The 14104-nt window shown below is 62.2% G+C and carries 13 protein-coding genes; 4 read left to right on the top strand and 9 right to left on the bottom strand.

Annotated features, from left to right (window positions below; genetic code table 11):
* Positions 1–34: 34 nt before the first annotated feature.
* The 6 genes from gltX to folC are packed head-to-tail and all read right to left on the bottom strand — an operon-like array spanning position 35 to position 6794.
* Positions 35–1441 carry a glutamate--tRNA ligase gene (gltX, locus tag ACLBKS_RS02530; protein ID WP_410191218.1) on the bottom strand — a complete coding sequence of 469 codons (1407 nt, stop codon included), beginning with the start codon at positions 1439–1441 and terminating at the stop codon, positions 35–37.
* Between the two features lies 1 nt (position 1442).
* Positions 1443–2651 (bottom strand): O-succinylhomoserine sulfhydrylase, encoded by a 1209-nt coding sequence (locus tag ACLBKS_RS02525; protein WP_410191217.1) that lies wholly within the window; start codon positions 2649–2651, stop codon positions 1443–1445.
* Complete coding sequence (gene purF / locus ACLBKS_RS02520; RefSeq protein ID WP_410191216.1) at positions 2652–4157, bottom strand: amidophosphoribosyltransferase; 1506 nt, start codon at positions 4155–4157, stop codon at positions 2652–2654.
* Positions 4158–4211: 54 nt separating this feature from the next.
* Positions 4212–4697 carry a CvpA family protein gene (locus ACLBKS_RS02515; RefSeq protein ID WP_410191215.1) on the bottom strand — a complete coding sequence of 162 codons (486 nt, stop codon included), beginning with the start codon at positions 4695–4697 and terminating at the stop codon, positions 4212–4214.
* Between the two features lie 28 nt (positions 4698–4725).
* Positions 4726–5376, bottom strand: coding sequence for an SPOR domain-containing protein (locus ACLBKS_RS02510; RefSeq protein ID WP_410191214.1), 651 nt, complete (start codon positions 5374–5376; stop codon positions 4726–4728).
* Positions 5377–5432: 56 nt separating this feature from the next.
* Positions 5433–6794 carry a bifunctional tetrahydrofolate synthase/dihydrofolate synthase gene (gene folC / locus ACLBKS_RS02505; protein WP_410191213.1) on the bottom strand — a complete coding sequence of 454 codons (1362 nt, stop codon included), beginning with the start codon at positions 6792–6794 and terminating at the stop codon, positions 5433–5435.
* Between the two features lie 18 nt (positions 6795–6812).
* Here folC and ACLBKS_RS02500 point away from each other — a divergent pair, with 18 nt between their 5' ends.
* Positions 6813–7169 carry an ArsC family reductase gene (locus ACLBKS_RS02500; protein WP_410191212.1) on the top strand — a complete coding sequence of 119 codons (357 nt, stop codon included), beginning with the start codon at positions 6813–6815 and terminating at the stop codon, positions 7167–7169.
* Positions 7170–7199: 30 nt separating this feature from the next.
* On the opposite strand, the gene traF is transcribed toward ACLBKS_RS02500, so the two are convergent.
* Positions 7200–9002, bottom strand: coding sequence for a conjugal transfer protein TraF (gene traF, locus ACLBKS_RS02495; RefSeq protein WP_410191211.1), 1803 nt, complete (start codon positions 9000–9002; stop codon positions 7200–7202).
* A gap of 143 nt (positions 9003–9145) precedes the next feature.
* Between traF and ACLBKS_RS02490 the strand changes: the two genes are divergently transcribed.
* Genes ACLBKS_RS02490 through ACLBKS_RS02480 form a run of 3 tightly spaced genes read left to right on the top strand, consistent with a single transcriptional unit; the run spans position 9146 to position 11224 of the window.
* A complete protein-coding gene (locus tag ACLBKS_RS02490) occupies positions 9146–9466 on the top strand; it encodes a pyrimidine/purine nucleoside phosphorylase (protein WP_410191210.1) in 321 nt (106 codons plus the stop codon).
* Between the two features lie 46 nt (positions 9467–9512).
* Positions 9513–10850, top strand: a complete 1338-nt coding sequence (gene argG / locus ACLBKS_RS02485) for an argininosuccinate synthase (protein WP_410191209.1) — start codon at positions 9513–9515, stop codon at positions 10848–10850.
* The gene (locus ACLBKS_RS02480; protein ID WP_410191208.1) at positions 10847–11224 is read left to right on the top strand and encodes a RidA family protein; all 378 of its coding nucleotides are present in this window, start codon (positions 10847–10849) and stop codon (positions 11222–11224) included. The genes argG and ACLBKS_RS02480 overlap by 4 nt, the downstream gene beginning before the upstream one ends.
* Positions 11225–11413: 189 nt before the next feature.
* Here ACLBKS_RS02480 and ACLBKS_RS02475 read toward each other — a convergent pair whose 3' ends face one another.
* Positions 11414–12628: a fatty acid desaturase gene (locus tag ACLBKS_RS02475; protein ID WP_410191207.1), complete on the bottom strand. Its 1215-nt coding sequence runs from the start codon at positions 12626–12628 to the stop codon at positions 11414–11416.
* A 180-nt stretch (positions 12629–12808) separates the two neighbouring features.
* Complete coding sequence (locus ACLBKS_RS02470; protein WP_410191206.1) at positions 12809–14095, bottom strand: RsmB/NOP family class I SAM-dependent RNA methyltransferase; 1287 nt, start codon at positions 14093–14095, stop codon at positions 12809–12811.
* Positions 14096–14104 lie beyond the last annotated feature (9 nt).

Below are 14104 nucleotides of genomic sequence, written 5' to 3'. Positions count from 1 at the left end.
GAAGCGTCGTGAGCCTCGCATTATAGGGGATAAATCACGCGCTGCGCAAACGAGCCAAAACTTTTTCACGGGGCAGGAGCGACAGCACGGCATCAAGCGACGGAGTCTGCGGCGTGCCCAGCACCAGCACGCGCACCGGCATAGCCAGTTGAGGCATCTTCAGGCCTTGGTCCTTGTGCAGGGCCAGCACATCCTTGATGACTGCGGCGATGGCCGCCTTGTCCCAGGTAGCACCGAGTCCCTCCAATTTTTCCGCCAGTTGCGAGAGTGCCGGGCGAATCGCGTCGGTAAGGTGCTGCGCACGATCTTCGGGGCGTATCTCGACGGTGTCGCCATAGAACTTCTCGGCCCAGTCCGCCAGCGCCACGGTGGTTTCGCACCGGTCCTTGAACAACCCGCAGATGCCGGCTAGGCGCTCGTCCACCACAATGCCGCGCTTGCGGAGTTGCTCCGTAACCAACATAGCCAGCGCATCGTCGGCCATGGCTTTCAAGTGTTGGGCATTGACCCAGCGCAGTTTGGCTTCGTCGAATTGCGCGGCGCTGCGGCCCAGGTGGTCCAGGTTGAACCACTCCAGGAACTGTGCTCGGCTGAAGATCTCGTCATCGCCATGGCTCCAGCCCAAGCGAGCGAGGTAGTTCACCATCGCATCCGGCAGGTAGCCTTCATCCCTGTACTGCGTGACGGGCTTGGCGCCGTTGCGCTTGCTCATCTTCTCGCCCTGCTCGTTGAGCACGGTGGGCAAATGGGCGTAGACCGGGGGCTCCTTGCCCAGCGCGCGGAAGATGTTGATCTGGCGTGGCGTGTTGTTGACGTGATCGTCGCCCCGGATGACGTGGGTGATGGCCATGTCGATGTCGTCGACCACCACGCAGAAGTTGTAGGTCGGCGTGCCATCGGGACGCGCGATCACCAGATCGTCCAGTTCCTCGTTGCTGATCTCGATACGGCCTTTGACCTTGTCGTCCCAGACCACTGAACCGCCCAGGGGGTTCTTGAAGCGCAGCACCGGCTGCACACCCGCTGGCACCGGCGGCAAGGCTTTGCCCGGATCGGGGCGCCAGGTGCCGTCGTACCGCGGCTTCTGCTTGGCCGCCATCTGGCGTTCGCGCAGGGCATCGAGTTCTTCCACGCTCATGTAGCAGGGATAGACATGGCCTGCCGCTTGCAATTCAGCCAGCACCTGCTTGTAGCGGTCCATGCGCTGCATCTGATAGAACGGACCTTCGTCGTGGTCCAGGCCCAACCACTTCATGCCTTCGATGATCACGTCGACGGCGGCCTGAGTGGAACGCTCCAGGTCGGTGTCCTCGATGCGCAGGATGAAGGTGCCTTCGTTGGCGCGCGCGAAGGCCCAGGGGTAGAGCGCGGAACGGATGTTGCCGAGGTGGATGAAGCCCGTCGGTGACGGGGCGAAACGGGTTCTAACTTTTGTCGTCATATCAGGCCAAAGTATTCAGGCCACGGGCGAGGTCGTCCTGCACGTCTTGCGGATGCTCCAGGCCCACGGCCACGCGGATCAAGCCCTGTCCGATGCCCGCGGCCTGGCGCTGGGCTTCTGACAGCTTTCCGTGCGAGGTACTCGCCGGATGGGTCAGCAAAGTCTTGGTGTCACCCAAATTGGTACAGAGCGACAGCAACTGCAGGGAATCCAGCAAGTGGAAAGCACGCACACGTGCTTGTTCGGGGCCATCGGCCTTCACTTCGAAGGACAGCACGGCGCCCCCGAGGCTCATCTGCCGCATCGCCAGCGCATGCTGAGGGTGGCTGGCCAGGCCGGGGTAATAGACGCGCGCCACGGCGGGGTGCTGCTCCAGCCACTGCGCGAGTTCCAGCGTCAGCGCGCTTTGCGCCTTCATTCGGATGTCCAGCGTCTCCATGCCCTTGAGCACGACCCAGGCATTGAATGGCGAGAGCACCATACCGCTGTTCTTCTGCACCGGCAGGAACTTCTCGATCACCATTTTTTCTGGTGCGCAGAGCGCGCCGGCCATCACCCGGCCCTGCCCGTCCAGGTACTTGGTCCCGGAGTGCATGACGATGTCCGCCCCCAAATCGATGGGACGCTGCAAGGCGGGGGTGGCGAAGCAGTTGTCGACGGCGAGCCAGGCACCTGCGTTGTGCGCTAGATCGGCCAGGGCGGCGATGTCGCAGACTTCGGTCAGCGGGTTGGTCGGAGTCTCGGCGAACAGGAGCTTGGTGTTAGAACGGATGGCCGCTTTCCAGGCGGCCAGATCGGTCTGCGGCACCGTGGTGGACTCCACGCCGAAGCGGGCAAACTCGGAACCAATCAGCTTGAGGGTCGAGCCAAACATGGACTGCGAAAGCACGACATGATCGCCCGCTTTGAGCAAGGCAAAGCACATCAGCATGATGGCGGACATGCCGGAGGAAGTGGCCATGGTCGCCTCGCTGCCTTCCAGCGCGGAGAGTCGCTGCTCGAAACTGGTCACTGTGGGATTGCCCGAGCGCCCGTAGGTGTAGCCCTCCTCCGCGCCCGCGAAACGCCGCGCCGACACCTCGGCGCTGGGCTGCACGTATCCGCTGGTGAGGTAAAGCGCCTCGGAGTTCTCGCCATACTGGCTGCGCTCGACGGCGGCGCGCACCGCCAACGTCTGCAGGCGCAGCCCCTCGTGTCGTTTGCCGCTCATCTAGTCGCCCCGATGATTGGGCAAGGCCAGCCGCGAAGTATCCACATCGTCCTCTTCAGCCTTGACTCGGTTGGAATTCATGCGCTCAATGTCCTCGGCCTGAATGTCGCCGGTGACGTAGACGCCATCGAAGCAGGACGCCTCGAAACTCGCCAGGTTGGTGCCGAGCTTGCCGATGGCCTGCTTCATGCCATCCACATCCTGATAGATCAAGGCGTCGGCACCAATGATCTGGCGCACGTCTTCGACCGTGCGGCCATGGGCCACCAGTTCTTCCACCGTCGGCATGTCGATGCCGTAGACGTTGGGGTAGCGCACGGGCGGCGCCGCGCTGGCCATGTAGACCTTGTTCGCCCCAGCTTCTCGAGCCATCTGCACGATCTCGCGGCTGGTGGTGCCACGCACGATGCTGTCGTCCACCAGCAGCACGTTGCGGCCCTTGAACTCACTGGTGATGACGTTGAGTTTCTGACGCACGCTTTTCTTGCGCACGCCTTGGCCGGGCATGATGAAGGTGCGGCCGACGTAGCGGTTCTTCACGAAGCCCTCGCGGTAAGGCAGGCCGAGCAATTGCGCCAGCTGCATGGCGCTGGGGCGGCTCGACTCGGGGATTGGGATCACCACGTCAATTTCGCTGGGCGGGACGGTCGAGATCACGCGCTTGGCCAGCGATTCACCCAGGTTCAGGCGCGCCTGATAGACCGAGATGCCATCCATCACCGAGTCGGGGCGGGCGAGATAAACGAACTCAAAGATACAGGGGTTGAGACGTGGCAGATCCCCACACTGCTGTGCGCTGATCTGGCCGTCCAGATTGACGAAGATCGCTTCGCCGGGCGCGACGTCGCGCTCCAGAGTATGACCCGTGCCGTCCAAGGCCACGGATTCGCTGGCGATCATCACCCCTCCCTCCGTGTTGCGTCCAAAGCACAGAGGACGAATGCCATAGGGATCGCGAAAAGCCAAGACACCGTGGCCCGCGATGAGGGCGATGACGGCATAGGAACCACGGATGCGTTTGTGCACTTGCCGCACGGCGGCGAACACATCACCCACGCGCAGCGGCTTGCCACGGGTGGCTTTCTCCAGCTCATCGGCCAGCACGTTGAGCAGCACTTCGGTGTCGCTCTCGGTATTGATGTGGCGATGGTCAGTGCTGAACAGTTCAGCCTTGAGCGCCTGCGCGTTCGTCAGATTGCCGTTGTGCACCAGCACGATGCCGAAGGGCGCGTTGACATAGAAGGGCTGGGCCTCTTCCTCGCTGTATGCATTGCCGGCGGTGGGATAGCGGACCTGGCCCAAGCCACAGTTGCCCGGCAGCGCGCGCATGTTGCGTGTTCGGAACACGTCACGTACCATGCCTTTGGCTTTGTGCATGAAGAACTTGCGGTCCTGCTGGGTGACAATGCCCGCAGCATCCTGACCACGATGCTGCAGCAGAAGCAAGGAGTCGTAGATGAGTTGATTGACAGGCGCGTTGCTGACAACGCTGACGATTCCACACATAGTGCATCCCCCTTCAGGGCAACTTTCCCAGCGAAAACACGGAGCCGCGAACGATCACGGCAGATATTGGGCCACACCCACGGGCAACAAGGGTTTGAGTTGTTGGAGTGCCCAAACCGACGCGTGCGCCGTGTAGGACTCCTGCCACCAGGCACTCTGGCGAAAGGACGTCATCAACACCCCTACAGTCAAGGCCAGTATCAAGATCGCGGCGCGCAACACGCCGAAAGCCGCGCCCAGCATGCGGTCCACTGGACGCAAGCCAGCCTGCTCAACCAGCTTCGGGATGGCCCAAACCACCAGCCCCCCAACGAATACCGAAACCACGAAGACGAGCGCATAGCCAACGACGCGCACCAGCGCTTCCGGCTGCCCCTCCAAGGGAAGCCAGCGTCCGACCTCTTCGCCCAACCACTGGGCCAAGAGCAAAGCCAGCAACCAGTTCAGCACGGCCAGCACTTCGTAGATGAATCCGCGCCACAAGCCCAGGCAGACAGACACCAGCAAACCAATCAGGAACAATGTATCGAGCAGGGCCATGGTGAAAGACACTTCCGCGTCGCGGAGTTCACAGGCTCAGAACGTCTGCGGCCATGTCCAGTTGCCGAATCTTGGCGGCGGCACGATCGGCCTCGGCTTTGCTGTCGAACGGACCAGCACGCACACGAATGCGTTGACCCTCCTTGGTTTCGACAACTTGGGTGTAGTGCCTCAGACCTGCACGTTCCAGCTTGCCACGCGCCGCGCGCGCGCGCGCGACGTCGCTGAAAGATCCAACCTGCACCACGTAACGCACGGAACTCTCGGCCGCAGCGGGCGGGGCGACGGAACCAGACGACGAAGATTTCGCACCTTGCGTGGTCACCGGCGCGGGCACGGTGGCGGAAAAAGAATCTTCGGGCGATCGTGGGGCAGACCGCGCATCCGACGCACGCGTCGCGTCAGAGTCCGTGGTTCTGGCGCCCTGGGTGCCCGAACCAGCGGGAACGGCCAGCGGGGGCAATGCATCACGGGCGGGAATCAGGATCGGCAAATCCTGCGCCACGGGCCGCGGCTCCTTGTCGACCAGCAAGGGGAACCCCACAATCCCCGCCACAACCAGAATCACCGAGCCGATGAGACGATTTTTTGCGCGACGGCGCAACGCCTCCACGCTTTCGGGCTGAGCTGCCGGGGCGGGTTGCTCATCGCCGCCCTTGCGGAACTTGAAAAAGGCCATGCGTTCGGGCTAAAGGGCTGGACAGGCTTGCGTGCGGATGGGAGGGAGGTCTGGACTCAGGAAGCGGCATTCAGGTGCTTGGCTTGCAAGCGCGGCACGCCCTCCTTCAGAACGCCGCCCACCGTGTAGAACGATCCGAAGACCACGATTCTATCAGCGGGGTCCGCGGCGGCCATCGCCGCAGTCAACGCCGCCACGGGATCGGCATGCAAGGTCGCACTGGCCTGAGCAGCCAAGCCCAAGCCAACAGAGCGCCCGGTCTTGACGGCTTGCCAGGCGGACTGCAGCTGCGCGGCCGAGGCGGCACGCGGAGTGGGCAGATCGGTGAAGTACCAGTGATCGACCAGAGGCATGACACGGGCGAACATAGGCTGCAGGTCCTTGTCCGCCATCGCGCCAAAGACAGCGTGGGTGCGCGGGTAAAAACCCATGGCGTCGAGATTGGCGGTCAGCGCAGCAACTGCGTGTGGATTGTGCGCCACGTCCAGCACCAAAGTAGGTTGGCCAGGAACGATCTGAAACCGCCCAGGCAAGGCAGCCATGGCCAAGCCGTTGCGCACCGCCTGAGCCGTGACTGGCAACCGGTCACGCAGCGCCGTCAGGGCGGCCAGTACGCCTGCGGCATTGATCAACTGATTGGCGCCACGCAAAGCGGGATAGGCGAGGCCACTGTAGCGGCGATCACGTCCGGCCCAGTTCCATTGCTGCTTGTCCCCCGAATAGTTGAAATCGCGCCCAAAACGCCAGAGCTCAGCGCCCAGATGACGCGCGTGCTCGATCACGCTGTCGGGTGGCACGGGATCGCTCACCACCACCGGACGTCCAGAACGCATGATGCCGGCTTTCTCACGGCCAATGCTCTCGCGATCCGGCCCCAGCAGCTCCATGTGGTCAAGGTCAATGCTGGTGATGACGGCGCAATCTGCGTCGAGGATATTGACTGCGTCCAGCCGACCGCCCAACCCCACCTCCAGAATCGCCACGTCGAGTCGCCCCTCAGCCTGGGCATGCGCCATGCAGTCGAGGATCGCCAACGTGGTGAACTCAAAGTAACTCAGCGCGACCTCGGCGGCACCGCCGATACGGGCCGCTTCGACGCGCGCGAAGGAAGGCAGCAGCATCTCCGCCTGCACGATCTCGCCACCAAGACGCAGTCGCTCCTCGAAATGAACCAGGTGAGGGGAGGTATAGACCCCAGTGCGGTAGCCCGCTTGACCGAGGATGGATTCAAGCATCGCGCAGGTCGACCCCTTGCCATTCGTTCCAGCCACCGTGATCACGGGACAGTCCAGCTTCAGACCCATGCGCTGGGCCACGGTGCGCGGCCGCTCCAGGCCCAAAGTGATGCCATCGACGCCCTTGGGATGCAGGCGCTCGCAATGCGCCAGCCAGTCTTGCAATGTGTTCAATTCAGACATAAGCCAGAATTGTCCCCCATGAAGAAAAGCATCACTCTTTACGGCATTACGAACTGCGACACCGTCAAGAAAGCCCGCGCGTGGCTGGAGGGGCAGGCCGTGGAATTCACCTTCCACGACTTCAAGAAACAAGGCGTCCCAGAACAGCGGCTGGATGCTTGGATGGCCGCCGTGGGCTGGGAGAAGATCGTGAATCGCCAAGGCACTACTTGGCGCAAGCTGAGCCAGGCCGATCAAGCAGCCGTGACCAACGCGCAAAGCGCGCGAGCCCTGATGCTGGCCCAACCCAGTGTGATCAAGCGCCCCGTGGTGGAGTGGGGTGGCAAAGACGTGACTGTGGGCTTTGACACCTCAGATTGGCGCCAACGTCTCTGACGCCCCTCGGGGCCAGCGATCCGATGCAGCTCAGAACGTCATGGACGAGCTGATGTTAAGCATGACGCTGCGCGGGTAGGTGTCTCCATCGTACTTGATGGTGTCCAACCCGTAGGCCAGATCCAGGTTGACGCCAAACCAGGTCAAACCGGCGGTCGCGTAGCTGAGTTGCGTGCCGACCAGGTTTTCACGGTAGCCGACGCGGAAACCAGGAATCCAGAACGTGTTCGTGACGTGGGCCGCGTTCACTGCAAGCCATTGGAACTCACGATCAAGCGGGTCACGAACTGAATTGGCATCGTAGTTCAAGCCCAGAACCCATTGCTGGTTTTCAGTATGAACGGCGGTCTCCACCTGAACCTGCGGTTTCATTGTGTAAGTCGCACCAGCCTGAAGGTCTTTCTTGATCGTGGCGTCGGTGTAACTCGTCAAGTCCAGCTTATTGAACTTGAACTGAGGGCTGTTGAGATTGTTGCCCCAAACGCCCGCGCGGTAGTAGCGGCTTGACCACTGCGCCCCCAGGTCCACGCCCACGCCCGTGCTGTCTTTGGACTCTGCATCCTTGAGGGTGTCTTCGGCATCATCGTTGTCCTTGAGCCGGACCGCCGCACGCACCAGTTTCACCTGGTAGTACTTGACCCGACCGCCCACCGTCAACCAGCCCGAACCCCAAGACTCAACAGGCAAGGCGGACTTCCAGACATTGTGGCTATAGCCCAGGCCGTATTGCTGAACCAACGCGGCCTTGACCAACACCGAGCTTTCGTTGGCAGTTGCATCGTCGTAGTTGAAATCCGCAGTGGCCTCGTACACGTCATCAGAGGTCCCAATGGCCGCATCCGGGCCAGGGCCGACGAAAGTGGCGTGGACGGTGATCGCGTTGGCATCCAATGCAGGCAAGGTCTTTGTCACCACGCTGGTATCGGCCAATGCCTGGAAACTGGCGTCAAGCAGCAAACTTCCTCCCCAAGCCTCCACAGCCACCACCAAGGGAGTCAACGGGACCTGCGCCTCACCCATCACTGTCACTCGCCCTTCACGGCGCAAGGAACTCAGCACTGGGTTGACCACATCGATGACTTCATCGTTGACCCGATTAGCGACATAGTTCTTAAGCGCCGCCTCGGCGGCTGCTTGACTTGAGTTGCCGCTCAGTTGAGACGTTAACTCGGACTCGGTGATCGTGAAGCGCTCGAGACGATCACTTGCATCGTCGATCTGATCGTCAATATTGTTCAGGGCGCCAATTTCATAGCCGACACCGAACGACACCAACCCCAAACGGAACTGACCGCCTCGGCCTTGCTTCAGCACTGCAGCGGGTGCCGCGGGATTGCGAGACGAAGCTTGTCCGAAAGGACTGACCAGCGGCCCCGAAACCGGCGAAGGTCGCTCACCGCCATCGACTGTTTTCACTGCTGCCTCGGGCATGGGTGACGGCTTGGCGGCTACGCCCGGTACAGCAGATTCTTGCGCCTTCGGTGCTGCAAGCTGAGCCAAGAGGATGCCAGGTGGCCCGCTTTTTTCTACAGGGTGGGGAGAACGCCCTTGATCGGCCTGCGGATCCGAGAAAGCAGAAACATCGGCATCGGACTGGCCACAAGCCAACCAGCCCTTGCAAGCGGAAGTTTGCGCAGCAGTCTTCACGGTTTTGGGCTCTGGAGCCGCACTCGTTGAGGTGGCGGGACCACAGGCCAGCCAGCCCTTGCAGGCGTTGCCCGACGCATCCACAGCGCCGACTTGGGAGGCGACGGGCTCAGCGGCCAAAGCGTGGCCACCAGCCAACAATGTGGCTGCGGCGAAGGCATGTTTTAGTTTGATCATGGGGTTCATACGTCCTTTATCGGCATCCGGCCAAGTTTGCTTGACCCCTGCAGCGGTCTGTCAACAGTCATGTTTTACCAGTCAATCGAGGTCTTTAGAATCGGGTTCTCGTCTTTTTTTCCTCCCCTGCTTCCGTCGCTCCTGCTTCATCCATGACCACTGCAACCCTCAACAGCGTTTCCGTTACCACCCAAGCCAACGTCTATTTCGACGGCAAATGCGTCAGTCACAGCATCACCCTGGCCGATGGCACAAAAAAATCGGTGGGTGTGATCCTGCCCGCTACCCTGACCTTCAACACCGGCGCGCCTGAAATCATGGAAGGCGTCAAGGGCGCTTGCGAATACAAGCTCAAAGGCAGCGACGCCTGGGTCAAATCCGGCACTGGGGAAAAATTCAGTGTTCCGGGCAACACCTCCTTCGAGATCCGAGTGAGCGGCGAGCCCTATCACTACATCTGCCATTTCGGCTGAGCCCTTGTCCCTCGCCAGCCGCTGACGCATCACGAACAACTCCCCCATGGCCACCATCCTGCAATCCCTCCCCACCGGCCAGAAGGTCGGCATCGCCTTCTCTGGCGGACTGGACACCAGCGCTGCCCTGCTCTGGATGAAGAAAAAGGGCGCCGAGCCCTACGCCTACACGGCCAACCTGGGTCAGCCCGACGAAAGCGACTACGAGGCTATTCCCAAGAAGGCCCATGCCTATGGCGCTAAATTGGCCCGCCTGATCGATTGCCGCCGCCAATTGGCGCACGAAGGCATTGCGGCGCTCCAGGCGAATGCCTTCCACATCAGCACCGGTGGCGTGACTTATTTCAACACCACACCACTGGGCCGCGCCGTCACGGGCACCATGCTGGTGGCCGCGATGAAGGAGGACAACGTCAACATCTGGGGCGACGGTTCGACCTTCAAGGGCAACGACATTGAACGGTTCTACCGCTACGGGCTGCTGACCAACCCCTCGCTCAAAATCTACAAGCCCTGGCTCGACCAGAGCTTCATCGACGAGCTTGGTGGACGCAAGGAGATGAGCGAATTCTTGATAGCCAATGGCTTTGACTACAAGATGAGCGTGGAAAAGGCCTACAGCACCGACAGCAACATGCTGGGCGCGACGCATGAGGCCAAGGACCTGGAGCACCTCAACAGTGGCATCCGCATCGTCAACCCCATCATGGGCGTGGCGTTCTGGAAGGACGACGTGGTCGTCAAAGCCGAGGAGGTGACCGTGCGCTTCGAGGAAGGCCAACCGGTGGCGCTCAACGGCCAAAGCTTCAACGACCCGGTGGCCCTGATCCTCAAGGCCAACGAGATCGGTGGCCGCCACGGTCTGGGCATGAGCGACCAAATCGAGAACCGCATCATCGAAGCCAAGAGCCGCGGCATCTACGAAGCGCCCGGCTTAGCCCTGCTGCACATCGCCTACGAGCGCCTGGTGACCGGCATCCACAACGAGGACACCATCGAACAGTACCGCATCAACGGCATGAAGCTGGGCCGCCTGCTGTACCAAGGTCGCTGGTTCGATCCGCAGGCCATCATGCTGCGCGAGGCCGCGCAGCGCTGGGTCGCGCGTGCGGTCACCGGCGAAGTCACGCTGGAACTGCGCCGCGGCAATGACTACAGCATCCTCAACACCGAGAGCCCCAACCTGACTTACGCCCCTGAGCGCCTGAGCATGGAAAAGGTTGAAGACGCGCCCTTCAGCCCCGCCGACCGGATCGGCCAGCTGACCATGCGCAACCTGGACATCACCGACACGCGCGCCAAGCTGGGCATCTACACCCAGACCGGGCTGCTGTCGGCCGGCGAAGGTGCCGAGCTGTTGTCCTTCAAGGGCCCGAAGGCATGAGCGCGAACGCGAGTCAAGGCGCCAGCATCCGACGCCTGGGCGTCGGACCGCGCCTGAGCGAGGCCGCCATCCACAACGGCGTGGTCTACCTCGCTGGCCAAGTGCCCGACGACGCCACCAAGGACATCCGGGGTCAAACCGCCGAGGTGTTGGCCATGGTGGACAAGCTGCTGGCCGAAGCCGGCAGCGACAAGACGCGTTTGCTACGAGTACAGATTTACTTGGCCGACATGGCGGATTTCGCGGGCATGAACGCGGTGTGGGACACCTGGGTCAGCCCTGGCCACACGCCGCCGCGTGCCACCGTGCAGGCGCGGCTGGGCAATCCGGACTGGCGCATCGAAGTCGTCGCGACGGCCGCGGCGGGAGCCTGAACCGCCTGGCGCTTAGGGCCAGCCGCGCCCGACCACGGCAGCGGCCCTCTCCCAAATCATCCACCCCAACATCCACCCCAAGCCCCAGACTGCGCCACAAACACCAAGGCCCGCGACCTTGCGGTTGCGGGCCTTGGTGCTGAGCGAGGTGGCGAGGAGGCTAACGCTTAGCCTCAGACCATGCGCGGGTCAGGTTCGGACCATGCGCAGCTTGCGCGAGAACTCTTGCAAGGCGGCGATGCCGCTTTCCTCGGCGCGGTGACACCAGGCTTGCAGATTGGCCAGCAGTTGCTCACGGCTCAACGAGGTATTGAGCCAGAGCTGACGCAGTTCTTCGCGCATGGTGACCATCTTGTCCAGCACAGGCGAAGCGGCGCGGGCTTGGGCGAGTTGGGGCGCGGCGGAGGCGGGGGCCTTTTCCGCGTCACGGTGCAGCCAGCGGGCAGCGGCCTTCAGCGCGGCGCTGTCGGTCAAACGGGTCTTGAGCGCGGACAGTTCGCCACGGAAGGCACGGCGCATTCCGTTGGCATATTCCGCCATGATCTCGTAGCGATGCGCGATCAGCGCTTCCAGCGTCTTGTCATCGGCCACGGGCTTGATGTCACCCAGTTCAAGCTTGGGCGGCGTCTTCTTGACCTTGGCCAGGCCTACGGCGCTCAACAGGCGAATGTAGAGCCAGCCGATGTCAAACTCATAGGGCTTGACCGACAGCTTGGCCGAGGTCGGGTAGGTGTGGTGATTGTTGTGCAGTTCCTCACCCCCGATGATGATGCCCCAGGGCGACAGATTGGTGCTGGCATCGGCCGCCTCGAAGTTGCGGTAACCCCAGTAGTGGCCCAGGCCGTTAATGATTCCGGCGGCCGTGATCGGGATCCAGGCCATCTGCAAGGCCCAGACCGCTGCACCCGCCGCGCCGAACAGGGCGAGGTTGATGATCAGCATCAGGCCCACGCCTTGCCAGGAGTAACGGGTGTAGAGGTTGCGCTCGATCCAGTCATCGGGCGTGCCGTGGCCGTAGCGAGCCATGGTTTCCTTGTTCTTGGATTCGGCGCGGTACAGCTCGGCCCCCTCGGTCAGGACCTTGCGGATGCCGTAAATCTGCGGGCTGTGCGGGTCTTCAGCCTGTTCGCACTTGGCGTGGTGCTTGCGGTGGATGGCCGCCCATTCCTTGGTCACCATGCCCGTGGACAGCCACAGCCAGAAGCGGAAGAAGTGGGAGATGATCGGGTGCAGGTCCAGCGCGCGGTGCGCCTGGTGGCGATGCAGGAAGATCGTCACGCTGGCGATCGTGATGTGCGTCGTCGCCAGGGCGTACAGGATGATCTGCCACCAGCTCAGATTCAGCAGGCCGTTCGCCAGCCAATCGACGATGGCGTTGAACACAACCGAGTCAGTTACGAACATAGAATTCTTTCAATATATGGAAATTGGATACGGGGGCAACTTCCCAACCCCCCGTTAGAGTCTCCGACCCTCTTTTGGTTTCATTCTGGATCTATTTGGCGAGCCATTTTAGAAGACCCCACGGGCTCTTTCTGAATTCTCGCCGTTTTAGGGTGGAAAACCTTAACTTAGATCAAATACTTACTTTTTGCGCCAAACAGCGGCGAAAAAGCCGTCTGTATTGTGTTGGTGGGGCCACAAACGGAGGTATTTCCTGCCATTTTCACCCCCTGAACACAGCGTGACCAGGGCATTCTGGGGCAGTGGCGCGAGCAGCCGTTCCAGCAATTCGGCCACCGGCACGGGCTCGAAATTCGGGTGTTCCGCCGAAAACGCCTCGGCCACGGCCTCGTTTTCCTCCCTCAGCAGGCTGCAAGTGGCATAGACCAGGCGCCCATCCGGCTTGAGCAGCCGCGCCGCGCTGGACAGGATCGCTGACTGCTTGGCGACCATTTCCTGCACGGCTTGGGGGCTTTGCCGCCATTTCAGGTCCGGATTGCGGCGCAAGGTGCCCAAACCGGAACAGGGTGCGTCCACCAGCACCCGGTCAATCTTGCCGGCAAGGCGTTTCACCCGCTCATCCCGCTCGTGCGCGATGGCCGCCGGGTGCACATTGGACAGACCGCTGCGCGCCAACCGGGGTTTCAGCGCGTCCAGCCGGTGGGCCGAGGTGTCGAAGGCGTACAGCCGCCCCGTGTTGCGCATGGACGCCCCGAGGGCCAGGGTCTTGCCACCCGCTCCCGCGCAGAAATCCACCACCATCTCGCCGCGCTTGGCCTCCAGCAGCAAGGCCAGCAGTTGCGAGCCCTCGTCCTGCACCTCGATCGCGCCCCGTGTGAAAACATCCAGTTTGTTGAGCGCGGGCTTGTCGGCGATGCGCAAGCCCCACGGGGAATACGGCGTCGGCTGCGCGGCGATGCCCGCCGTCTTCAGTTCGCGTTGCACGTCCTCGCGCTTGTCGTGCAAGGTGTTGACGCGCACATCCAGCCCCGCGTTCTGGTTCAGGCTCTCGGCCAGGGCCCAAAAATCCTTGTCACCCAGTTGCGTTTTCAGCGGCTGAGCCAGCCAGTCAGGCAGGTTGTGGCGGTGCGGGTCCAGCAGTTCATCGGGCTTGACCCCGTCGCAGGCGTCCAGCCACTGTTTTTCCTGCTCGGACAGCACGCTCTTGATGAAATCGCGCGAGCCCGAGAAACCCAGGATGGCGAGGCGCCGCTCCTTCGGCCCGCTGCCCGACAGCGCCAAGCGTTCGAACAGCAACTTCTTGCGCAGCACGGCATAGGCCGTTTCCGCCAGGGTCGCGCGCTCGCGCGGGCCCAGGCCACGGTGATCACGGAAGAAATGTGACACCACGGCATCGGCCGGGTGTTCCAATTTGAGTGTCAGCCGGACCAGCTCAGCGCAGAGGTCCAGCAAGGTTTGAGGGTGCATAGGGGCTGA

The sequence above is a fragment of the Hylemonella sp. W303a genome, assembly GCF_046452315.1.
In the GTDB taxonomy this organism is placed as follows: domain Bacteria; phylum Pseudomonadota; class Gammaproteobacteria; order Burkholderiales; family Burkholderiaceae_C; genus Hylemonella.
The sequence above is the reverse complement of the archived record's forward strand: the minus strand, read 5'-3'. Positions and strand labels throughout refer to the sequence as shown.